At 61.5% G+C, this 24082-nt stretch carries 17 protein-coding genes; 9 read left to right on the top strand and 8 right to left on the bottom strand.

The genetic code is table 11. The annotated features are described in order from the left end of the window. Positions 1-268: 268 nt before the first annotated feature. From BN1115_RS09600 to BN1115_RS09580, 5 genes are all read left to right on the top strand, one after another. Positions 269-1915 carry a tetratricopeptide repeat-containing response regulator gene (locus BN1115_RS09600; RefSeq protein ID WP_042656976.1) on the top strand — a complete coding sequence of 549 codons (1647 nt, stop codon included), beginning with the start codon at positions 269-271 and terminating at the stop codon, positions 1913-1915. A 62-nt stretch (positions 1916-1977) separates the two neighbouring features. Beyond that, positions 1978-2940 (top strand): ion channel, encoded by a 963-nt coding sequence (locus tag BN1115_RS09595; protein WP_042656975.1) that lies wholly within the window; start codon positions 1978-1980, stop codon positions 2938-2940. Between the two features lie 236 nt (positions 2941-3176). After that, positions 3177-3983 (top strand): exodeoxyribonuclease III, encoded by an 807-nt coding sequence (gene xthA, locus BN1115_RS09590; RefSeq protein WP_042656974.1) that lies wholly within the window; start codon positions 3177-3179, stop codon positions 3981-3983. A 322-nt stretch (positions 3984-4305) separates the two neighbouring features. Further along, a complete protein-coding gene (locus BN1115_RS09585) occupies positions 4306-5505 on the top strand; it encodes an efflux RND transporter periplasmic adaptor subunit (RefSeq protein ID WP_042656973.1) in 1200 nt (399 codons plus the stop codon). A 9-nt stretch (positions 5506-5514) separates the two neighbouring features. Then, complete coding sequence (locus BN1115_RS09580) at positions 5515-8619, top strand: efflux RND transporter permease subunit (protein WP_042656972.1); 3105 nt, start codon at positions 5515-5517, stop codon at positions 8617-8619. 60 nt (positions 8620-8679) lie between these two features. Here the strand turns inward: BN1115_RS09580 and BN1115_RS09575 are convergent, their stop codons facing one another. From BN1115_RS09575 to BN1115_RS09565, 3 genes are all read right to left on the bottom strand, one after another. Next, a complete protein-coding gene (locus BN1115_RS09575) occupies positions 8680-9765 on the bottom strand; it encodes an HlyD family secretion protein (RefSeq protein ID WP_042656971.1) in 1086 nt (361 codons plus the stop codon). Then, positions 9762-10217, bottom strand: a complete 456-nt coding sequence (locus BN1115_RS09570) for a hypothetical protein (protein WP_042656970.1) — start codon at positions 10215-10217, stop codon at positions 9762-9764. Before BN1115_RS09570 ends, BN1115_RS09575 begins: the two co-directional genes overlap by 4 nt. Before the next feature lie 148 nt (positions 10218-10365). After that, positions 10366-11553, bottom strand: a complete 1188-nt coding sequence (locus BN1115_RS09565) for an OmpP1/FadL family transporter (RefSeq protein ID WP_042656969.1) — start codon at positions 11551-11553, stop codon at positions 10366-10368. Between the two features lie 408 nt (positions 11554-11961). Between BN1115_RS09565 and BN1115_RS09560 the strand changes: the two genes are divergently transcribed. The 4 genes from BN1115_RS09560 to BN1115_RS09545 all read left to right on the top strand — a co-directional run bounded on the left by BN1115_RS09560 (position 11962) and on the right by BN1115_RS09545 (position 17779). Then, on the top strand, positions 11962-12447 hold the full coding sequence (locus tag BN1115_RS09560) for a hypothetical protein (protein WP_244152251.1): 486 nt from the start codon (positions 11962-11964) through the stop codon (positions 12445-12447). 300 nt (positions 12448-12747) lie between these two features. After that, entirely contained in the window at positions 12748-14256 is a 1509-nt protein-coding gene (locus BN1115_RS09555) for an efflux RND transporter periplasmic adaptor subunit (protein WP_042656967.1), read from the top strand. Beyond that, positions 14253-17381, top strand: coding sequence for an efflux RND transporter permease subunit (locus BN1115_RS09550; RefSeq protein WP_042656966.1), 3129 nt, complete (start codon positions 14253-14255; stop codon positions 17379-17381). Before BN1115_RS09555 ends, BN1115_RS09550 begins: the two co-directional genes overlap by 4 nt. 44 nt (positions 17382-17425) lie before the next feature. Continuing rightward, positions 17426-17779 (top strand): copper-binding protein, encoded by a 354-nt coding sequence (locus tag BN1115_RS09545; protein ID WP_042656965.1) that lies wholly within the window; start codon positions 17426-17428, stop codon positions 17777-17779. A 116-nt stretch (positions 17780-17895) separates the two neighbouring features. On the opposite strand, the gene BN1115_RS09540 is transcribed toward BN1115_RS09545, so the two are convergent. The 5 genes from BN1115_RS09540 to BN1115_RS09520 all read right to left on the bottom strand — a co-directional run bounded on the left by BN1115_RS09540 (position 17896) and on the right by BN1115_RS09520 (position 23838). Next, positions 17896-18813, bottom strand: a complete 918-nt coding sequence (locus BN1115_RS09540) for an ABC transporter substrate-binding protein (RefSeq protein WP_042656964.1) — start codon at positions 18811-18813, stop codon at positions 17896-17898. 83 nt (positions 18814-18896) lie between these two features. Next, positions 18897-19700: an ABC transporter ATP-binding protein gene (locus BN1115_RS09535; RefSeq protein WP_042656963.1), complete on the bottom strand. Its 804-nt coding sequence runs from the start codon at positions 19698-19700 to the stop codon at positions 18897-18899. Beyond that, entirely contained in the window at positions 19700-20737 is a 1038-nt protein-coding gene (locus BN1115_RS09530) for a FecCD family ABC transporter permease (protein WP_042656962.1), read from the bottom strand. Before BN1115_RS09530 ends, BN1115_RS09535 begins: the two co-directional genes overlap by 1 nt. A gap of 7 nt (positions 20738-20744) precedes the next feature. Then, the gene (locus tag BN1115_RS09525) at positions 20745-21761 is read right to left on the bottom strand and encodes a FecCD family ABC transporter permease (RefSeq protein ID WP_042656961.1); all 1017 of its coding nucleotides are present in this window, start codon (positions 21759-21761) and stop codon (positions 20745-20747) included. A 109-nt stretch (positions 21762-21870) separates the two neighbouring features. Next, positions 21871-23838 carry a TonB-dependent receptor domain-containing protein gene (locus BN1115_RS09520; RefSeq protein WP_042656994.1) on the bottom strand — a complete coding sequence of 656 codons (1968 nt, stop codon included), beginning with the start codon at positions 23836-23838 and terminating at the stop codon, positions 21871-21873. Between the last annotated feature and the right edge of the window lie 244 nt (positions 23839-24082).

Here is a 24082-nt window from a genome sequence, read left to right as displayed (position 1 = left end):
ACAGATGCAGGCCCTGATGCCTGCCTGATAGGGTCTACAGCTGACCGGAGCGTCTCTCCGGCCCCCTCTATCAGTCTAAAAAGCGCGCCGCAGGCTGCCACCCCATCTGAACTTTATTTGATATGGATCAACCACATGGCCCCGATAAATCCGGAAAAAACGTGACCCGCGAACAGAAAGCGAGGCGACAAAAGCACATTGATTGCCACTTCACGCGCTTTGGTGGCACACTTTCCCTCATCAGCCCGCAGCGCCTCGACCCAGACAGATGCAGACACCTGAACAAGAGCCAGAAAAAAAGAGCCCAGCCAAGCCCCAACGCATTCTGATGGTCAATGAGCAGCGCTCGTTTCAGGTGATGATGAAGGCGATGCTGATCAATCTGGGGATCAGCAACATCACCTACTCCAATACCGCCGAGGATGCGCGGCGCCGCTGCCAGAAGGGCAGTTTCGACATCTATCTCATCGATTACGATCTGGGGGTCGGCGAAAACGGTCGCCAGCTGCTCGAAAGCCTGCGCGACAAAGACCTGATCCCGCCCCAGAGCGTGGTGATCATGGTGAGTGGCGACAGCTCCCGCGCCATGGTGCTGAGCGCGCTGGAAGCCGAACCCGACGAATACCTGATGAAGCCCTTCTCCCAGGAGCAGTTCTCGTTTCGCCTCAAACGCGCCCTCGCCCGGCGCAACGCGCTGGCCAGCGTCTTTAGCGCGCTGGCCGATGACAATCTGGCGGCCCTCATTACCGCCTGTGCCGAGCGGGCCGATGCGGTGCCCCGTTTTGCCAACTACTGCCGCTGCCTGCAGGCCGATACCCACCTCAAGCTGGGTCAGGCACAGGAGGCACGCGCCCTGATGCGCCAACTGCTGGCCGGACAAGAGAACAGCTGGGCCCGCCTGACGCTGGGCAAGGCGTGCAACACTCTGGGACTCCACGAAGAGGCGGTCAGCCATCTGCAGGCAACCCTCAAGAACACCCCGCTGATGGTGGAGGCTCACCTCTGGCTGGCAGAGTCCCTGCTGGCCCTCGGCCATGACGAGCAGGCGCAGCAGGAGCTCAGACGGGCGGTGGATATCTCCCCCCAGTCAGTGCAACTCTCCCGCCGACTGGCGGAGGTGTGCCTGCAGCGCCACGACTACGCCCAGGCCAAGGATGTGCTGCTTGCCCTCATCGATCTATCGCGCAACTCGATCCATCGCACCCCCCACTATCTGGGGGCCTATATCCAGACCCTGACCCTCTACGCCCTCAACAGCAATGACAGCTACCACATCGCCAACCTGCAAAAGCAGGTCAATTCAGCCCTGTCCCGCATCCGCGATTCGCTGATGATGTCGGAGTTCAACTACCCGGTGTTCGAGCAGATCTGTCAGGCCCGGGTGCAAATTGCGCTGGGGGAGCTGCTCAAGGGCAAGAAGATGCTCTATCGCGCCAACCAGAACTGGCTCGATGAACCGGCCACCATGCCCCCCACCCTGCTCGGCGAAACCATCCTCGCCCTCTACCAGCTCGGTGAATTCGAATATGCCGAGAGCCTGCAGGCGCTGCTGGCCGAAGACGAGGATCGGCTGCTCACCACCTGCATCCAGGCGACCCGGGATGACAAGACGGTGCTGGAGCGACGTCAACGCTATCAGCAGCTCAACGATCTGGGGATCAAGGCCTATCAGAGCGGCGAGCTGGAACAAGCGCTCGGCCATTTCCGTGAGGCCCTGCGCCGCGCCCCTGCCAATACCGGTGCCGCCCTCAACAAGATCCAGGTGCTGCTGCAGCTGATGCAGAAAAACCGCAAGAGCCCGGAATTTGGCACCGAGTGCAAGGAGACCCTGGACGTGCTCGACGGCATCCCCCTCAATCCGGCCCAGCAGGAGCGTTTTCGCAAGCTGCGTCAGGAGTTCAACCAGTTGAGCTGATCCCTCTCTCCCGTGGCTGCGCCTATGCTGAAACCAGACGGGCAACAAGGGGGAAAGAGAGGATGGCGATATGTCGTTATCTGGTGGCCGATGGTCGCCACTGCAGTGAAGAGGCTGGCGAGCACGAGCTCTGCCACTGGCACGATCCCCACGCCAACCATCAGGAAGCTCACACCGCACAGGCGCTCGAACAGTATGTCCGTGATGGCGGCCTCTGCCACGGCCTGCAGCTGTCCCGCGCCAATCTGGCGGGCCTCAATCTGGTCGACAAGGAGTCCGATCAGGGCTTCCTGCTGGAGCAGTGCAACCTCTATCGCGCCAATCTGCGGGGCGGCCATCTCTATGGCCTGCGCATGAAGGGTGGCAGCCTGATGAAGGCCGATCTCAGCGATGCCAACCTCCAGTGTGCCACCCTCGATGACGTCAACCTGCTCGGCATCCGCTGGCACAACACCCGGCTCGACAACATGCAGACCGGCAAACGGGTGATGCAGGATCGCAAGGGACGGCGCGAACGGGATCCCAAGCAGGCGCGTATCTGGTTCAAGGAGGCGGAAGAGACCTACCGGGATCTGCGCAAAGCCTCCGAGGCGCAGGGGATCTTCACCATGTCCGGCAGCTATATCCAGCAGGAGCTCACCATGCGCCGCCTGCAGTTGCCGCTCTGGTCGAGCCAGCGCTTCACCTCCTGGATAGTCGACCTCTTCTGCGGCTATGGCGAGGCGCCAATGCGGGTGGTGTTCTTCTCCCTGCTGCTCATCTTTATCTGCAGCATCTTCTACTTCTTCTGCGGCCTGAGCTTCCAGGGTGAGCACCTTATCTACCGGCCAGAGGCGTCCCTCGAAGAGAACGCCATCTTCCTGCTCGAGTGCCTCTACTACAGCGTGGTGACCTTCACCACCCTGGGCTACGGCGACTTTACCCCGGTCGGCCTCTCCAGGATCTTCGCCGCCTTCGAGGCCTTCACCGGCAGCTTCACGCTGGCGCTGTTTGTGGTGGTTTTCGTCAAGAAGATGACCCGCTAAAAACCTGTCCACGCTCCTACTGCGAGGCTGTGATCAAGGCTCATGTGCTGCTCGGAATCCTCATGTATACATATACAATCCGGTTCCTGCGCTGCGCTTCACCTTGCTGACAACCTCTCGCGACGGATCGTGAACAGATTACCAAGCAGCTGCACCAGTCACAGCCCCCAAACTTGCATCCACCGCCGATTCCTAGTCCAATAGCGACTTATAAAAATGACATGAGCATCCCGGACATGAAGATCATCTCTTTCAATATCAACGGCCTGCGCGCCCGTCTGCACCAACTGCAAGCCATCATCGACAAGCACCAGCCCGATGTGATCGGCCTGCAGGAGATCAAGGTGCACGATGAAGCCTTCCCGCTGGCCGATGTGGAGGCCATGGGCTATCACGTGGAGTTTCACGGCCAGAAGGCCCACTACGGGGTCGCCATCATGAGCAAGCAGAAGCCGGTCAAGGTGGAGAAAGGCTTCCCCACCGACGACGAAGAGGCCCAGCGCCGCATGATCATGGCCACCTTCGAGCGCGAAGACGGCTCCCTCATCAAGGTGATGAACGGCTACTTCCCGCAGGGTGAAAGTCAGGATCACGAGACCAAGTTCCCGGCCAAACAGAAGTTCTACGAGGATCTGCAGCACTACCTCGAAACCAACCACACCCCGGATGACCAGCTGGTGCTGATCGGGGATATGAATATCTCCCCCACCGATCTCGACATCGGTATCGGCGAGGCGAACCGCAAGCGCTGGCTGCGGGATGGCAAGTGCTCCTTCCTGCCCATCGAACGCGAATGGATGGAGCGGCTGAAAGGGTTCGGCCTCACCGACACCTTCCGCGCCGCCAACCCCACCGAGTGCGAGCGTTTCTCCTGGTTTGACTACCGCTCCAGAGGCTTTGACGATAACCGCGGCCTGCGTATCGACCTCATCATGGCCTCCGACGCCCTCAAGGACTCAGTGACCGAGACCGGCATCGACTATGAGCTGCGCGGCATCGAGAAACCCTCCGACCACGCCCCCATCTGGGCCTGCTTCGCCTGATGCGGCTCGCGGTTGCTTGCGATAAAAGGGCGTAAACAGCCTATCCAGACAAGGTGCCTCAGGGCACCTTTTTTACCACAAGCACCCCTCACCCGGGCCTAACCATCCACTCCGGCTCCCCCGCTCCATCGGCAATATGACCCGCTCATGTCACTCACTGGCAACCTTAATTGCCACCTTGAGAAGGCTGGGTTCAGATTACAGACCTATCATCTCTCATTCCTTCCATAAAAAAGTTGTTTTTTTAATCATGAAGTTAATGATGTGTATGGAGAGTTTTGCTGAACGCAGCAACCGGGATCGATTGAACAGGAGTGTGATGATGAAGGTGCCCCTTGCCGGAAAAGAGATGTACAAACGTAGCGTGCTGACCCTAGCGCTGATTGGCGGCCTCACCGCCTGCGGCGGCGAAACAACCCAGACGGCCCAGACCATGCCCGCAGTCCCCGTGGTGGTCGCCGAAGCCACCCCGACCGATGTACCACTCACCAGCGAGATGGTGGGGGAGACCGCCGGTTTTCGCGAGATCGATGTGCGCTCCCGGGTCAATGGCATCCTGCTCAAGCGCACTTATGTGGAAGGCCAGCCGGTCACCGCCGGTCAGGAGCTGTTTCTGATTGACCCCGAACCCTACAAGGTGGCACTGGAGCAGGCCAAGGGGACCCTGGCTCAGGAGCAAGCCAGACTCAACAAGGCTCGCGCCGATCGGGATCGCATCATTCCCCTGTTCAAGCGTCAGGTGGTGAGCCGCAAGGACTATGACGACACCATCGCCAACTACGAAGCCGCCATCGCCAGCCATCAGGCGGCCCAGGCCATGGTAAAAGAGGCGGAGCTCAACCTCAGCTACACCCGGGTGACCGCGCCCATCAACGGCATGGCGAGCAAGAGCTCCCAATCCGAAGGGAGTCTCATCTCCACCAGCGGCGAAAATGGTCTGCTCACCACCATCACCCAGTTTGATCCCCTCTATGTCAACTTCTCCTACTCGGAGCAGGATCGCCTCAATTTCGAGAACTCGGTAAAGAAAGGGATCATTGAAGCCAAGGACGCCACCACCTGGCGCACCCATATTCGCCTCGCCGATGGCTCCGTCTATCCGGAAGCGGGCAAGCTCAACTTCTCCGACAACCGGGTCGATCCGCAGACCGGTACCATCCGTGCCCGCGCCATCTTCGACAACAAGGACGGCGTGCTGCTGCCCGGTCAGTTTGTCCGCATGACCATCGATCTGGGCCTGCGCAAAAACGCCATCGTGGTGCCGCCGCGCGCCATCGTCCAGTCTCAGGCCGACCGCATGGTGATGGTGGTGGATGCCGACAACAAGGTGATCCCGCGTCCGGTCAAGCTGGGACCTGTGGTCACCGATGGTGTGCTGATCGACAGTGGCCTCAATGCCGGTGACCGTTACATTGTCGAAGGCCTGATGAAAGCTCGCCCCGGCGCGGTGGTCAAACCGGTCTCGGCCGATGAGATGAAGGCCATCACCACCAAGGTGGTCAGCCAGTCTGCGGCCAAGTAAGGAGCCCGTATGTTTTCCAAGTTCTTCATAGAACGCCCCATCTTCGCCAGCGTGATTTCGATCATTATCGTGCTGAGCGGATTGGCGGCGATGCGTTCGCTCCCCATCGAGCAGTATCCCCAGATCACCCCGCCGGTAGTCTCTGTCACGGCGTTTTATCCGGGCGCGACCCCGGAGGTGATCTCCCAGACCGTGGCGGCGCCGCTCGAGCAGCAGATCAACGGCGTCGAGCGGATGATCTACATGCAATCGGGGTCGGCCTCCAACGGCCAGATGAACCTCAACGTCTACTTCGAGATCGGCACCGATCCGGATCAGGCTACCATCAACGTCAACAACCGGGTGTCGGCCGCCATGGCCCAGCTGCCGGAAGAGGTCAAGAAGCAGGGGGTCACGGTCAAGAAGAAATCGACCGCCATCCTGCAGGTAGTGACCCTGCAATCGCCGAACGGTTCGTTTGATACCACCTACCTGTCGAACTACGCCCTGCTCAACATCATCGACGAGCTCAAGCGGATTCCCGGCATCGGTGATACCACCCTGTTTGGCGGTACCGACTATGCCATGCGCATCTGGTTGCGGCCGGATCGGCTGGCCCAGCTCGAACTCACCCCGAGCGATGTGATCGGCGCCATTCGCGAGCAAAACACCCAGTTCGCGGCAGGCAAGATCGGCGCCCAACCCACCACGACCCCTATCGACTTCACCTACACGGTGCAGACCAAGGGTCGTCTTGAGGATGTGAAGGAGTTCCAGGACATCATCGTCCGCTCCATGCCCGATGGCTCCAAGATCCGGGTGCGCGATGTCGCCAGGGTCGAGCTGGGCGGCAAGGATTATGATCTGGTCGCCCGCGCCAACGGTAAACCGGCCATCGGTATCGCCACCTATCTGCAACCGGGCGCCAACGCCGTGGCGGTCGCCGATGCGGTGCATGCCACCATGGAGCGACTCAAGGAGCGCTTCCCGCAGGATATCGAATACCAGATCCCCTATGACACCACCGAGTTCGTGAAGATCTCCATCGAAGAGGTGGTCCACACCCTGTTCGAGGCGATCGTGCTGGTGTTCGTGGTGGTCTACCTGTTCCTGCAGAACTTCCGTGCCACCCTGATCCCCTGTATCGCGGTGCCGGTATCGCTGATCGGGACCTTCGCCGGCATGCTGGTGCTCGGTTTCTCCATCAACCTGCTGACCCTGTTCGGCATGGTGCTCGCCATCGGTATCGTGGTGGATGACGCCATCGTGGTGCTGGAAAACGTCGAGCGGATCATGAGCGAGAAGAAGTGCTCGCCCAAAGAGGCCGCCATTCTCGCCATGCAGGAGGTCTCCGGTCCGGTGGTCGCCATCGTACTGGTGCTCTGTGCCGTGTTCCTGCCGGTCGCCTTTATGGGCGGCATGACGGGGGTGATGTACAAGCAGTTCGCCATCACGGTCGCGGTCTCGGTCGCCATCTCCGGTCTGGTGGCGCTGACCCTCTCCCCCGCCCTGTGTGCCTTGCTGCTGAAAGAAGGGCACCACAAACCGGCCCGTTTCTTCGTCTGGTTCAACAGCAGTTTTGACAAGCTGACCAACCGCTACGTGCGCGGTGTGGCCTTCCTCAACCGCCGGGTGGGTGTGGCTTTTTCCATCATCGCCGTGCTGCTGCTCTCCATCTACGGTCTGTTCCTGAAAGTGCCGGGCGAGCTGGTACCGAACGAAGATCAGGGCTACCTCATCTCCGCCGTCATGCTGCCGGATGCCGCCGCCATGAGCCGCACCCAGGAAGTGGCTGACAAGTTTGACCAGATAGCCATGGCCAACCCCCATGTGAAGGATGTCATCACCTTCTCGGGCTTTGACATTCTCTCCAACGCCGTCATCAGTAACAGCGGTCTCAGTTTTATTACCCTGACAGACTGGAGCGAGCGCCAGGGGGCCGGGCAAGACTCCTTCTCGCTGGCCAAGACCTTCCAGGGCATGAGCCTGATGGGGCTGGCGGATGGCTTTGTCGCCTCCTTCAACCCGCCCCCCATTCAGGGGATGTCCACCACCGGCGGCCTCGAGGCCTATCTGCAAAACCGTGGTACCGGCAACGCCCAGGCGTTTTCTGGCGAAGTAGAGCGTTTCCTCGCCGCCGCCAAGGAGCGCCCGGAGTTTGCCAGCGTCACCTCCACCTACCGTGCCAACGTGCCACAGGTCTATCTGGACCTTGATCGCGAAAAGGCCAAGGCACTGGGGCTGCCAATCAATGCGGTGTTTGACACCATGCAGGCCACCTTCGGCCAGGTCTATGTCAACGACTTCAACCAGTTCGGCCGCACCTACCGGGTGCAGTTGCAGTCCGAGGCGGACTACCGCGCCAAGAAGAGCGACATCCGCAATGTCTATGTCCGCTCCGACAAGGGAGAGATGATCCCGCTCAGCAGTCTGGTAACGGTGCGTGACGCCACCGGCCCGGAACTGGTGGAGCGCTTCAACATCTTCCAGGCCGCCAAGATCATGGCGCAGCCCGCCCCCGGCTACAGCTCGGGTCAGGCCATCGCCGCGCTGGAAGCGGTCGCCAACGACACCTTGGGCAACGACGCCAAGCTGGAGTGGACCGGTTCCGCCTATCAGGAGAAAGCGGCCGCAGGTAGCGCTGGCACCGCGTTCGGCTTCGGTATCGTGATGATCTTCCTCATCCTGGCCGCCCAGTATGAACGCTGGACCCTGCCGTTTGCGGTGATCACTGCCGTGCCGTTTGCCCTGTTCGGCGCCCTGCTGGCCACCTGGCTGGTGGGCCTGACCAACAACGTCTACTTCCAGATCGGGCTGGTGACGCTGGTCGGCCTTGCCGCCAAGAACGCCATCCTGATCGTGGAGTTCGCGGTGATGAAACACGAAGAGGGGATGAGCCTCATCGAGTCGGCGCTGGAGGCGGCGCGCCTGCGTTTCCGTCCCATCGTGATGACCTCGCTCGCCTTCATCCTCGGCTGTGTGCCGCTGGTCACCTCCAGCGGCGCCGGTGCGGCAAGCCGTCACGCCCTCGGCTGGCCGGTGATCGGCGGCATGCTGGCGGCCACCTTTATCGCCATCTTCTTTATCCCGCTCTTCTTCCGGCTCATCATGCGCCGCTCGGAGAAACAGGCCTGACCGCTGCGGTCTCGCTAACCAAGCCCCTCCCTCACGGAGGGGCTTTTTTATGTCCGTGCGTTACATGGCAAACAGATAGGCCTTCATCGCCTTGAGACGCACAGTGGCAGCACCGATGATGTCGATAAAGCCGAGCAGCGGATGGGGTTTGTGCGCCGAGATCCAGGCCGAACCGGTCGCCCCGATGGGCAACACGACCCCTTCCGGCTCCAGCATGTCGAGCACCACGGTACGGCCATGGCTGGACATGTTGTTGCCCACATGCTGGCGCACATGCTGATCACCTTGCATCGCGTTCAGCTGGGCCTCACCCGTGCCGGTACGCACCGAGTGAACCCGAGCCCGGAATACCCGCCCCGGATAGGCATCCACATAGAACTCGGCAAACTGGCCCGGCTCAATGGCGCGGTAGCTCTGATCCGGAATGCGAAACTCCAGAAACTTGCGCGAGGTATCGTAGAGGTGCATGTTGCCGGTGCGCGAGCCGTTGGCCAGATTGACCACCGACACCTGACCGTCGAACGGGGCACGGATCACCTTCTCTTCGTTCCGCCGTTGCTGCAACGCCAGCTCGCTCCCCAGATTCTGCACCTGGGCCTCGATCATCTTCACCTTGGCCTCGCTGGCACTCTGTTGCGCCAGATCACCATCGATCTGGGCCTGCAACTGATCGCGGCTCTGGATGCTGGAGAAACTGCCCAGCTGGGTCAAGCGCGCCAGCTCTTTGCGATTGAGGGTCAGCCGCGACAAAATGGCGCGCTGCTGGCTCAGCTCGGCGCTGATCTGGGCCTGCTGGGCATCGATCTGGTGGCTCAGGGCTTGTGCCTTGCCATCGCTCTCCCAGTTGGCGAGGGTGTAGATAGGCTGACCCTTCTTCACCTGCTGGTTGTGGACGACATGGATCTCGTCGATCTGGTGGAACTGGTTGGTGCCCAGCAAGGGGCCCAGCACCGCATGAGGCGCCTTGACCGTGGCCGAATCGGTGAAGTCCACCGGCGCCAGATGGCGGGAGGTGGTCAGCAATCCGAGGGCCAGCAAGGCCCCGATCGCGGTGCTCCAGAAACCGGTCTTGAGGTTCCAGGGCAGCACCTTCAGCTTGACCAGCAACCAGACGATCAGGATATAGGGCAGCAGGATCTCTTTCACGATGGCTCCCCTTGATGACGACCACGGCGAATCCCATGGCCGATGATCTGGCTCATCCGCTCGGCCAGCACATCCCAGCGGGCAAAGGCGATGATGATGGCCAGCACCCACCAGGTCTTGTCGATAAACAGCCCACACAGGGAGAGGGCGAACACCAGGGTGATATGTACCGACTCGGACAATTTGGCACGATGCACGGCGATCTCGTGCAGTTGCCACAACAGATGGATCAGATAGAGCACGACATAGAGGGTAATGACGGTGATCACCCCCATAAAGATCTCGGAATCGAGCAGGACCATAATGGCTGGCAGGGGATGACTGAACTGAGCCGCATCAACCGGATAGATGCAGGCCCCTTTCGAGAAGAAGATAACCAGAGCGGCCGTGGCCAGAATAAACGCCAGGCGCCAAAGCCACCGTGCTAACGCAGAGGCAGGTTGTGATGACATTCGCTGTTGCTCCTCGTGTAACGGGTGATCAAACGGGTGTCCCTCGAGGGTCACCCGGCTCATGCCCCGCGCCGGTTGGCAATGACCAGACCGGCTACGGGCAGGATGGAGAAGCCCCCAACCTGTGGGGGCTTGCTTGACTCACGCCTCAGAACTGGTGCTGCACACCGATATTGAAGAAGTTGAGATAGCTGTTGTTGTAGGTGCCGGAGATTTCCGGGCGAATAAGCCCGCCATCGTGATGAACCGACATATCCCCCAACCAGGCCAGGGTATAGCTGGCTTCCAGCTTGGTGGCCGGGCTCAGCTGGTAGCTGGCACCCAGACCCCAACGCCATCCTTCACCCATCGGCAAGTTGACGGTACGGTGGGCATCGTCCACGGCACTGCTGTCATAAGCGATACCACTGCTCAGACGCAGGGTCGGCGTCACGTCGAACTGGGTACCCAGGCTGAGGTGCCAGGTGTCCTTGTAGTGCATATCAACGGTGGTGCTATATGGCGCAGAATTCACGTCAATGTCACCAAAGCGGGACCACTGCTGCCAGTTGGCGCTGGCCAGCAAGGCCCACTGGTCGTTGAGCTGGTGATAACCACTCAGGGTGACGGTCTGCGGGATCATCATATCGACGCCCAGACCGGCAAGATTGACCTTGGTAAACAGCTGATCTTCCAGCTTCCACTTCAGTTCGGAGAAGTAGCTCAGGCCGATGCGGGAGTGTTGATCCAGCTCGTAGAGCACCCCGAAGGAGCCGCCATAGGCCCAATCGCTATCGGAGAACTCACGACCCGCGAAATGATTTGCCGTCATATCCAGCGAGGTATCCAGACTGCCGTGCATGGCGATCAGGCTGGCACCCACCGACCAGTTGGCGTCGATGCGGTAGGCCAGGCTCGGGGCAAAGGCGATGCCGGTCAGCTTGGCGGCTTGCACATAGCCGCTGCCCTTCCAGCCATCACCATAATCGATACCCAGACCATGGCTGCCAAACATGCCGAAACCGGCGACCCACTGGTCATTGATGGCATGGGTCAGATAGACGCTGCCGAGCGGCGCGGTCTGCAACGCATTGCCGCCGTTGTTGCCGCCATTGTCCAGATCCAGCTCGAGATCGCCGTATACCACACCGCCATTGACCTGCAGCTGGGTACCTTCCAGCTTGGTCATACCGGCCGGGTTGCTGGCGATGGTCTCTGCCCCCTGGGCACGGGCGGCCGCCCCTGCGTTGGCCAGCGCACTGTTGGCAGTGCTGGTTTCGTAGAGGGCAAGGCCGCCAGCCATTGCTGAAGGGCTCAGCAAAGCGGCAAGCATCAGCGACAGCAGTCGTTGCTGCATTTCGATACTCCTGAATAGTGAACAAGGGGGCACCCGAGAGGGTGTGCATCTCAACAAATGACATTTCTGTGTTTGGCAATCAGCATCCGGGAGGCCAACGGCTTTATGTTGCACGTTCGTGGCGTCACGCTATTGAGGGGGCTGGCAAGCATGTTGTGAGGCCCGCTTCCCTGTTGCAACCGGCATCCGGACGCGAGAAACGCACCATCACTCAATAGTGGTGATTGACTGGCGCGCATCCTAACGGGATGAGCGGCAAGCTTCATTAGGGTTGGGCATACGCAATAGTTAAGCAATGCTTAACTATTTACCCTCTATACCGTTTCTCCATTACATAACCGGCGCCATTGACCTTCACCTCGAGGCAAGGTTTACAGTCCCGCCATCTGCCCCCGAAGGATGCCCGGATTGTCACTCACCCAGCTTGCTGCAAGATTGCCCTCAGTTGCTTTGGCCCGGCTATTGCTGGCACTGCTGCTCGTCTGCAATCTGACCCTCTGCATCAGCTGGCACGGGGCGCAACCCGCGCTCGACACCTCGCCCCGACAAATGGCCTCCCAGCCTCACAACATGGTGATGGGTGGCGACGAGTCGATGACGGTCATGGAACACCAATCCCCTACTGCGTCCCTCTTCTGCCATCAGGGGATGGGAGATGACGCCACCCCAAGCGGTGACTGCCAGATGCAGACCGGCGTCTCTGGCGCAGCCAACGCCCTGCCGCTGTTTGGCATGCTGCTCTCCCTGTTTATCTTGCCGCTGCTGCTACTGCCCCCTGGAGCGGCGAGCAGCGTACTGGACAACTGGCTACGCGACCCCTTCTTGCGATCCCGCGGTACTCACCCTCCCTCTTGGCCGCGCCGACATCTGATGCTGTCGGTGCTCCGTCACTAGAACGATCTTCTACTGCGTGCCTGCGGCAAGGTTGACCTTGCTCGTGTCTGCACGCCTTGCTTAACCCTGTGACCACTGGCCCCGCCAGCAACAGGGAGCCGTGCGTCTGCTGACTCGTCAGCAACGCCCCGTTTGCCGCCAGCCCCTTTGGTGATGCCTTGCACCTCACCCGACCGGCGGCCTGCACAAGAGAAGACGTATTATGTCACCAGCCCACTTTTCACCGTCCAAGGTTGCTGCCTTCGCGGGCCCCTTATCCTCCTGCACTTTCTGCATGCAGACCCGCGCCGGAGGCCAGTCATGAACAAGACCGTCCTGATGTCGGCCCTGCTGCTTGCCCTTGGAGCTGGTGGCGGCTACTGGGCCGCCAAACAGACCTCCGATGGCGCAAGCGCCAAAGAGAAGACGCCCCTTTACTGGGTCAACCCCATGGATCCCCGCGACAAGCGCGATGCCCCCGCCAAGGACAACATGGGGATGGACTTTATCCCCGTCTATGAGGAACAAAAAAACGGCTCGCCGGGCACCGTCACCATCAGCCCCGAGATCCAGCAGAAACTGGGGGTGCGACTGGCTAAGGTCGAGCGACTGCCTATCCACCAGCAGATCGAGACGGTGGGCTATGTCGGGTATGACGAGGATCGGCTGGAGGCGATCAACGCCCGCATGGCGGGCTGGATCCGCACCCTCGCCATCAAGAGTGAAGGGCAGCAGGTGAGCAAGGGGAGCCTTATTTACGAGCTCTACGCACCGGATCTGGTCAACGCCCAGCACGAATACCTGCTCGCTCTCAACACCGCCAACCCCCTGCTGCTGCGCGCCGCCGAGGGCAAGCTCAAGTCCCTGCAGGTACCGGCAGATCAAATCTCAGCCCTCAAGCGCACCCGTCAGGTGCGCGAAACCATCAGCATTTACGCCCCCAGCAGCGGTTATGTCTCCGAGCTCAAGGTGCGCGAGGGCCAGTATGTTGAGCCCGCTGCGGCGCTCTTTAACATCAGCACCCTCAAGCAGGTGTGGGTCAGTGCCGAGGTGTTCGAGCGTCAAGCCGCCCAGCTGAAAGTGGGGGATCCGGTCACCATGACCCTCGACTATGCCCCCGGCCGCAGCTGGCAAGGTAAGGTGGATTACCTCTATCCGACCCTCGATGCCGCTACTCGCACCCTCAAGGTGCGGCTGCGCTTTGACAACCCGGACGAGTTTTTGAAACCCAATATGTTTGCCAAGGTGAGCATTCGCACCGGGCAGGGAGAGCCGCAATTGGTGGTGCCGAGCGAAGCGGTAATCCGCACCGGCAGTCAGGATCGGCTGGTGCTGGCGTTGGGGGATGGCAACTTCAAGTCGGTCGCCGTCACTCTCGGCCCCCAGTTTGGCGACAAGGTTGCCATCAAGGCAGGGGTAGAGGCTGGGGATAACATCGTCAGCTCGGCCCAGTTCCTGCTCGACTCCGAGTCGGCCATCGATTCGGACTTCCAGCGCATGACAGCGGTGCGCCCCGCTCAGGTGTGGACCCAGGGCGAGGTTGAAAGCATCGATCTGGCCAACCGTATCCTGATGGTCTCCCACCAGCCCATCCCCGAGTGGCAGTGGCCCGCCATGGAGATGGAGTTCACCGTCGCCGACGGGGTCGATATCAGCAAGCTGGTCGAGGGGCAGCCCCTGCACCTGCAGGTGATGCAGGAGGGGGATGAGTACCGCATCACCACCATCCATCAGGAGAAGGCCCCGACCAGCGGCCACGCTCTGGAGCAGGCAAAAGATGAGATAGAAGGGATGGGCCATAGCCAGCACAATATGGGAGCCAAGCCATGATCCCCTCGATTATTCGCTGGTCCGTGGGCAACCGCTTTCTGGTGCTGCTTTTGACCCTTATGCTCACCGCCTGGGGGCTCTGGTCGGTCAAGCAAACCCCGGTGGATGCCCTGCCGGATCTCTCCGATGTGCAGGTGATCATCAAAACCTCCTATCCGGGCCAGGCGCCCCAGGTGGTGGAGGATCAGGTCACCTACCCGCTCACCACCGCCATGCTGGCGGTACCGGGGGCCACTACGGTGCGCGGCTACTCTTTCTTCGGCGACTCCTTCGTCTATGTGCTGTTTGACGACAACACCGACCTCTACTGGGCCCGAGCCCGGGTGCTGGAGTATTTGAGTCAGGTGGCCCCCAACCTGCCCGCCTCCGCCCGCCCCCAGCTCGGCCCCGATGCCACCGGGGTGGGCTGGGTCTATCAGTACGCGTTGGTAGACAAAACCGGCAAGCATGACCTCAGCCAGCTCACCTCGCTGCAAAACAGGTTCCTCAAGTACGAGTTGCAGACGGTGGAGGGGGTCTCCGAGGTCGCTACAGTCGGTGGCATGGTGCGCCAGTATCAGGTGCGGGTCGATCCGGACAAGCTGCGCGCCTACGGCATTCCGCTCTCCCTTATCGAGACTGCCATCAAACAGGGCAACCAGGAGACCGGCGCTTCCGTCATCGAGATGGCGGAAGCGGAGTACATGGTGCGCTCCAACGGCTATCTGAAAAGCGTCGAGGATCTGAAGCAGATCCCGCTCGGTACCACTGTGCGCGGCGCCCCGCTGCTGCTGGGGGATGTAGCAGATGTGGTCACCGGCCCCCAGATGCGGCGCGGCATCGCCGAGCTCAACGGCGAAGGGGAAGTGGTGGGCGGCATCATCGTCATGCGCTATGGCGAGAATGCCCAGCACACCATAGACGGGGTCAAGGCGCGGCTGGCGGAGCTGAAAAGCAGCCTGCCGGAAGGAGTAGAGATCGTCACCGTCTATGATCGCTCCGACCTTATCCAGCGCGCCATCGACAACCTCTCCGGCAAGCTGGTGGAGGAGTTCGCCGTGGTGGTGCTGGTGTGTCTGGCCTTCCTGTTCCACCTGCGCTCGTCGCTAGTGGTGGTCATCACCCTGCCCATCGCCATTCTGGTGGCCTTTATCGTGATGCACCTGCAGGGGATCAACGCCAACATCATGTCGCTCGGGGGCATCGCCATCGCCATCGGCGCCATGGTGGATGGCGCCATAGTGATGATCGAGAACGTCCACAAACACATGGAGCGGGAAGCGCTCACCGACAAGAACCGCTGGCGCATCATCACCGAGGCGAGCATCGAGGTGGGGCCCGCCATCTTCTTCTCCCTGCTGATCATCACCATCAGCTTCCTGCCGGTGTTCGCGCTAGAGGCGCAGGAGGGGCGGATGTTCCACCCCCTCGCCTTCACCAAGACCTATGCCATGGCGGCGGCCGCCGCGCTCGCCATCACGCTGGTGCCGGTGATCATGGGTTACTTCATCCGTGGCAAGGTGCTGGCGGAGCAGGCCAATCCGCTGAACCGCTGGCTAAGCCTGGGCTATGTGCCGCTGCTCAAAGCCGTGCTGGCCCGTCCGAAAACCACCCTGGCCATCGCCGCCGTAGTGACGGTGGCGGGCTTCTGGCCGCTCAAGTACCTGGGCTCCGAGTTCATTCCGCCGCTCGATGAGGGGGACATCATGTATATGCCCACCACGGCAGCCAATATCTCGGTGGGTAAGGCGCGGGAGATTTTGCAGCAGACCGACAAGCTGATCCGCACCGTGCCCGAGGTGCAGAACGTGTTCGGCAAGGCGGGGCGCGCCGAATCGGCCACCGACCCCGCCGATCTGGTGATGATGGAGACCAGCATCCAGCTCAAGCCACGCGACCAGTGGCGTCCCGGCATGACCCCGGAGAAGCTCAAGGAGGAGCTCGACTCCCTCATCCGCTTCCCCGGCCTCACCAACGCTTGGGTGCCCCCCATCAAGACCCGCATCGACATGCTGGCTACCGGCATCAAGACCCCGGTCGGCATCAAGATAGCGGGGCAGGATCTCAAGGTGATCCAGCAGCTCGGCCAGCAGCTTGAGCAGATCGTCGGCAAGGTGGAGGGCGCCTCATCGGTCTACGCCGAGCGGGTAGCCGGTGGTCGCTATGTGAAGGTGGATATCGACCGGCTGAAAGCGGCCCGTTACGGCCTCAACATCGCCGACGTACAGGCGGTGCTCGCCACCGCGGTGGGCGGCATGGAGGTGGGCCAGACCATCGAGGGTCGCGAGCGTTACCCCATCAACCTGCGCTACCCCCAGAGCTATCGCGATTCGGTGGCCAGCCTCGAGCTGCTGCCGGTGGTCACCCAGAGCGGCGCGCGTATCGCACTGGCGGATGTGGCGCGGGTCTACATCAGCGATGAAGCCCCCATGCTGCGCAGCGAGAATGCGCGCCTGAACGGCTGGGTCTACGTCGACATTCGCGGCCGCGATATCGGCTCTTTTGTCGCGCAGGCCAAGGCCGAGGTGAACAAGCAGCTGATCCTGCCAGCGGGCTACGCCCTCACCTGGTCCGGCCAATACGAGTACATGGAGCGGGCCAAGGCGCGCCTCGCCTACGTGGTGCCGCTGACGGTCGCCATTATCGTGCTGCTGCTCTATCTGGCGTTTCGCCGCGTTCAGGAGGTGCTGCTCATTCTCACCACCCTACCGCTGGCGGTGGTGGGGGGGATCTGGACCCTCTGGCTGCTCGACTTCAACCTCTCGGTGGCGGTCGGGGTGGGCTTTATCGCTCTGGCGGGGGTGGCGGTAGAGACCGGCGTCTTGATGCTGGTCTACCTCAACCATGCCTGGGATGACCTGGTGGCCAGTGGCAAGCCGGACAAGGCGGGGCTGCATCGGGCGGTGATCCAGGGCGCCGCCCTGCGCCTGCGCCCCAAGATGATGACGGTGGTGACCATCATCGCTGGCCTCTTGCCCATCATGTGGAGCCATGGCACCGGATCCGAAGTGATGCAGCGCATCGCCGCACCCATGATCGGCGGCATGGTGAGCGCGCTGATGCTGACCCTCTTGGTGCTACCAGCGGCCTATTACCTGTGGCGCAGCCGCAGCCTTGGCAAGAGCGCGAACCCGCAATCCGAATAACCCGATTTCACGATCCATATTGACTGAACGATAAGGAAACCATCATGAACTACAAGACACTGACCCTGACCCTGTTGCTTGGCCTTGCCACCCAGACCAACCTGCAAGCCGAAGAGATGATGCACCATGAAGGGCACGAGATGAGCCAGACAGGTGAGATGAGCGAACAGGCCGCAATGGTGATGACCAAGGGGGTCATTACCCGCCTCGATGAGGGGAGCGGCAAGGTCGGCATCAAGCACGAGGCGATCGAGAATCTCAAGATGCCCGCCATGACCATGGTCTTTCGAGTGGCAGATCCGGCCCAGCTCAAGGGGCTGAAGGTGGGGGATGCCATCCACTTTCATGCCGAAAGCCAGAGCGGCAAGCTCACAGTGACAGCCATCCAGCCGCAATAAACGGCTCTGGCTCGCCAAGAGGTCACGATAGACAGTGACAACGCAAGAGGGAGGCATCAGCCTCCCTCTTCTTTGGTCAACCTGTTCGTTGGGTCAACCTCTGGTGCGCATGGCACTCAGCTGCGGGTTGCCAGCAACTGCTCCACATCTGCAATTACCTGCAATGCCGCCTGCGGGCCGCCGCTCGAAGTCCAGAGCGACCCGTCCACGGCGCCAAAGCGCTTGGCCTTGATCACCGGCAACTGCTGGAACGCTGGAGTCTGCTCCGCCTGACGCATGGCATCCACCGCATCACCGCTGGCGCTCAGGGTACCGACCACCAGCCAGTCAGCATCCAGCAGGTTGAGGGACTCCAGACTCAGCGCCGGTGAGTGGGGTGCGCCAGTACCCTGCTGCTTGCTTGGGCGTACCAGCCCCATCGACTCCACTACGCTGCTGGCAAAGGTGCCCTGATACATAAAGCTCGGCCCCTTGGGGTTCCAGCGCACTATGCTGATGCTCTCCCCCTGATGCTTGGCCAGCTTGCTGCGAGCCTGAGTCAACCGCTCGGCATACTGCAGCAAGAAAGTATCTCCTTGCTGGTCGCGGTTGAGGGTGTGAGCGGTGCGGCGGAAGCTATCCTGCCACGGCTCCCCCCACTTGCTAGTCACCACGGTCGGCGCGATCTCCCCCAGCAAAGTCAGCAGCTCGGGACGGGTCTGGCCTGTCAGGATAAGGTCGGGCTCCAGCGCAATCAGCGCCTCCAGATTGGGGCTGTCGAGATCGCCGATCACCTGGATCCCCATGCCCGCCTTGTTCAGCAAATAGCGAGGCAAGGTGGGTTGACCACGGCCATTGACGGCGCCGATGGGGGTCAGCCCCAGGGTCAGGGTGCTGTCGAGTTCGAGCTCGCTCAGCACCACCACCCGCGTTGGCTGGACTGGCACCTGCACCTTCTGGCCAAACGCATCAGTCACTTCACGCATCTCCTGTGCCTGAACCAGCGGCGCGGCCAGCATCAGGATGGCTGCTGCCAGGGCGGCAAAACGCTTCATCATCTCACTCCTTCTCGTTGCACGGCCCGGATAATCGGCCGCGAGGATACACTCGGTTGGCCCACAGAGCAGGCCCATATGACTCAACTCGCCGAACGCAGGGCGCGGCCATGTTCGTGACGACGGGGCACGATAATGGGCGCCCCGTCGCCGGGGGCATGCAGAATGTCGACACTGGTCTGGTAGAGCCGGTCGATTAGATCCTTGGTCACCACCTCCCGGGCCGGGCCCATGGCGGCAATGGTCCCCTCGCCGATGGCGATCAACTCGTCACAGTAGCGGGCCGCCATCGCCAGATCGTGGATCACCAGCAGCACGGTTTTGCCTTCGGCAGTGATGCGGTGAATTGCCTCCATCACCTCGGTCTGGTGGCCGATATCGAGGGCGCTGGTGGGCTCGTCGAGCAGCACCATGTCGCTGTCCTGCGCCAGGATCATCGCAAGCCAGGCCCGCTGCGCCTGCCCGCCGGAGAGGGACGCGGCGCTCTGCTGCCAGATGCTTTCAAGCTGCATCCGCTCGCCGGCGCTGCGCACCATGCGGGCATCCTCCTCGCCCCACTGATTGAACCAGCCCTGATGGGGGTGGCGGCCATACTGCACCAGCTGCTCCACCAGAATGCCGGCAGGCAGGGTTGGCCGCTGGGGCAGGTAGGCGAGCTCCCGCGCCAACCCCTTCATGGGGTAGCTGGCAAGCGGCTTGCCTTTGAGCAGGATCTCGCCGCGTTGGGCTTTCATCTGGCCGGATAGCAGCTTGAGCAGGGTCGATTTGCCGCAGCCGTTGGGGCCGACGATCCCCACCAGCTTGCCCCTCGGCACGCTGAAAGAGATGTCCCGCAGGATGGGGGTCTGCTGATAGGCGAAGTGGAGGCGATTTACGGTGAGCGTCATCAGTCAGCCCTCTGGCGATCGTTAACGAGAAGAAACAGCAGCAACAAGCCGCCGAGAATGCGGGTCATGATGCCGGTCGCCACCTCGTGAGGGCTGGCCAGCACCCGGACCAGGGTATCGCTGGCAAGCAGCAGCAGGGCACCGCTGAGTGCTGCCAGCCAGAGCGGCACCACCCGGTCTTTCACCAGCCAGGAGGCAAGAATGGGGGCTGCCATGGCGATAAAGACCACGGGGCCGCCGATGGCGGTGCCGAGCGCCGCCACCAGAATGGCCTGCGCCAGAATGCCCAGTTGCACCCGATCGCCGTTGACGCCAAGCCCTCTGGCCATCTCGGGGCCAAAGCGCAGCACCGCCAGCGAGCGGGAGAGATAGACGATCCACGGGCAGAGCAGCAGCAACAGGATGGCGATGGGGGTGATGGTGCTGTAACCCACGGCGATAAAGCTGCCCATATTCCACAGATAGAGGGAGCTCAAGTGCAACAAGGCCTGAGTCGACATCACGAACTGGCCGAGCGCCTCGAACAGCTCGGAGAGGCCGATGCCGATCACCACGAACAGATAGCCCTGTTCACCCGGTTTGCGGCAGAGGGCATAGAGCACCAGCGCCGCGAAGATAGCGCCGATAGGTGCCGCCCACCAGGGCCAGCTACCCACGGTCAGGTAGAGGGAGAAGACGATGATGGCCAGAGAGGCGCCGTTGTTGACCCCCACCATGTCGGGTGTGGCCAGCCGGTTGCGCACCAGAGTCTGCACCAGACAGCCGGAGAGCCCCATGGCCGCCCCAGCGACCACCACTCCAAGGATGCGCGGCAGCCGGATCTTGAACAGGGTGAGCTGCTCAAGCCGCGTCCCCTCCCCCAGCAGAGTGTTGACCACCCCGGCGAAGCCGAGCTTGCCGCCGCCAACGCTCAGGGCCAGCAGACCCAACGCCAGCAGCGCCATGGCCAGCAGAGCCAGCCAGCGCCAGCTCGGCAGATGGATCAGCAAAGAGCGGTTGCCTGCCCGCAGGCAGAGCATATCGGTAGGTGTACGCATCAGCCCCTCACTTGACGGTCAGCAGGGTTCGAAAGCCCCCGCGATGAACGATGGCGATCAGCACTGGTGCGCCGATCAGGGCCAGAATGACGCCATTGGGCAACTCGAACGGCTGGATCAGCCAGCGCGCCAGAATGTCGGCCAACAGCAGAAACAACATGCCGAACAGGGCGGAGAAACAGACCTGCACCGACAGCTTCACCGGCTCCACCAGTCGGCCACAGTAGGCGGCCAGAAAGCCGACAAAGCCGATGGGACCGGCGATGGCGATGGCACTGGCGGTAAACAGGGTAGCGGCCAGCAGCACGCCGATCCGCACCCGGTTGGGGCGGATCCCGAGCGCCTGGGCCTGACTGTCCCCCATCTGCATCAGGGTCAGCTGGCGACAGAGCAGCAAGGTGATGACAAACGCCGCCAGCACGAAGGGCAGCACGGCAATGATGGCATCGAGATTGGCCGCCGACAGGGAACCGAGGTTCCAGAAGCGGTACTGCTCCAGCACCATCTTGTAGGAGAGCAGCAGAAAGCTGGAGAGACCGCCGAAGGTGGCGGAGAGCGCCACCCCGACCAGAATGAGCTTGAGCGGGTTGGAGCGGCCAATCATCATGCCGAGCCCCAGCACAATCACGTTGCCGAGCAGCGCGCCGAGTCCGGCCCAGAGCAGATAGCCGTAGGCGGACTCCACCCCGAACCAGGTGAGCCCCACGACTAATGCAAAGACAGCACCGGCGTTGACCCCGAGCAGGCCGGGCTCTGCCAACGGGTTGCGGGTCGCGCTCTGCAACAAGGAGGCAGCCAGAGAGAGAGAGGCACCGACCACCATGGCACAGAGGGTGCGCGGGATCCGCAAGGTATTGAGCACCATGGCGAGCTTCTCGTCGCCAGCCCAGCGGGCATCCCCCATCAGGTAGCCGAGAACCTCGCGGGCACCATAGACGCCCGCACCGGTGGCGAGCGAAAGAGAAAGCAGTATGAACAGGAGGAACAATCCCAGCCAGAACAGCGAGGTCTGGTCTCTAAACACCCTTTAACTCCTTATGATTGCAATGCCATGTGGTTGAAATAAAAGCCGTCACCCGGGGTGATACAGCGGCGACAACGGGAGCCCGCCAGTGCGGGCTCCCGCTCAGCCATTACAGCTTGTAGGCCACACCGGCATAGACAGTGCGCCCGTCGAGGATCTGATCGGCCTCGGTAGCAACCCAGTCACGCTTGGTATTGGTCAGGTTGTTGAGTCCGAACTTCAGATCCAGTGCCCGGGTGGCGCTCCAGACTGCCCCGACATCCAGGGTGTGGAATCCTGCTGTCGTCTCATAGGTGGTGCCGCTCATGCGCGGAACCGGGAGGATCTGGCTGCCGGTGTAGTTCCAGCCGAGCTGGGTACTCAGGCTCTCGATGACCTGCCACTCCAGCTTGGCGTTGGCAGTATGCTCCGGCGTCCGATAGAGATCCTTGCCGCTGGTCTTGTCTTCCCCGTCGATCAGGGTGACGTTGCTGGAGAGGGTCAGGTTATCGGTGAGATCAAACCAGCCGCTCAGCTCCACCCCCTTGATGCGGGCCTTGCTGACGTTCTGATAGGTCATCACCGCCGGACGCCAGGTGGAGGTCCATGCCTCGCTCTGGATCTTGTCCTTGATATCGTTGTGGAAGGCCGTTACACCCGCGCCCCAGAACGAACCATCGTAGGCGGTGCCCAACTCGTAGCTGACGGCGGTTTCCGGCTTCAGGTCCGGGTTGCCCACCACGGCGCAGCGACCGCGACAGGCGGCTACCGCATAATCCGGGTTGGACTGGGCAATGGTCGGCGCCTTGAACGCCTTGCCAATGCCGCCCTTGACCACCCAGTTGTCAGTCAGGCTGTAGAGGGCATAACCACGGGGGCTAAACTCGGTGCCATAGGTCTCGTGGTGATCGACCCGGCCGCTCAGGGTCAACGCCAGATCGCCAAAGCCAAACTCATCCTGCAGATAAAGCGCGCTCTGGTTGACGCTGACATCGCCCCCCTTGAGGTTGACGTTATGCTTGAGTTCGGTGATGCGGTACTCGGCACCGCTGGTCAGCAGGTGGCTGCCCAGATTGCCGCTCAGCTGGCCATCGAAGGTGTGGTTGGTCTGGCTCACATCGCCGCTGGTCTTGCTCAGCGCCGTCATCAGTTCGGAGTCATCAAAGAGATCAACCTGCTCGAAGGCATAGCCGACCCGGCTGTCGAATTGATCCCAACGGCCGACGTGGGTGGCATTGAGCCCCAGGCGCTCCATCTGCTGGATATTGCGCGGCGTCTGGCCGTAGTTGTTCCAGTGGGCCTCCCGATCGTCTTTGGCGTAGTTCATCCCCACATCCAGATCCTGACGATCATCGATCAGCCATTTGACGTTGGAGAGGATCCCCAGCTTTTCACGCTGCTCGATGGCATCGGCCTTGGGATTGATGCTCTGCTCGCTCTGCCAGGCATCTCTGTGGTTCCCTTCCACCACCAGGTTGGCCAGCAGCTTGTTGTCGATCAGCGCCCCGCCCACATAGGCGCTCGCCTTGTTGATATCCCCGCCGTGACCGTCGGTGGGGTCGCTGAAGGTATAGGTGGCCGCAGCCTCGGTCTTCTCCCCGGGTTGGCGCAAGATGACGTTGACCACCCCACCCAGCGCATCTGCACCGTAGAGGGAGGAGATGGGGCCGCGGATCACTTCGATACGCTCGATGGCCGCCATGGGGATGGCGGAGAGATCGAAATCATTGCCATAACCGGAGGTAAGGGCGTCGCGGGAGCTGATACGCCGGCCATTGACCAGCAACAGGGTGTAATCCCCCTCCAGCCCGCGCAACTTGATCTCGCTGCGGCCGTAGCTGGTAGCAGGACTGATATTGACCCCCGGCAACTGTTTCAGAGCGCCGGTCAGATCATTGACATTGAGCTTGTCGAGCTCGGCCCGGGTCACCACAGAGACGCTGGCCGGGGCGGTCAGCTCGCTGTGCCGGGTTTTACTCGCCGTCACCACCATAGTTTCATGAGCGGCGGCAGGCGCAGTCCCTTGGGCCAGAACTGGCAGGGCAAAAAGGGACAACACCAGCGGATGCACTGCAAATCGTCGGGATGATGTACGCATCATCAACACTCCACATAAAACAACCAAGGCCAACACCACCGACATCCCTGTCTGACCTCGCCAGACCCGGTGCAAAGTGATGGAGTTCATTGGCATGAACTGTCGTCCATACCCCATTACCCCGAACATCAGTGCATTACGGCAGGGCCTGCGTTGTGCTATGCCACGCGCAGCCATCAATAACAAAAACGCCGTGCCGACTGACATCGGGACGGCGCAATACTAAATGCAAATCATTTTTATT

The organism is Aeromonas allosaccharophila (assembly GCF_000819685.1).
GTDB lineage: Bacteria > Pseudomonadota > Gammaproteobacteria > Enterobacterales > Aeromonadaceae > Aeromonas > Aeromonas allosaccharophila.
Note: the sequence above shows the minus strand (reverse complement) of the source record. Positions and strands in the feature narration are given on the sequence as shown.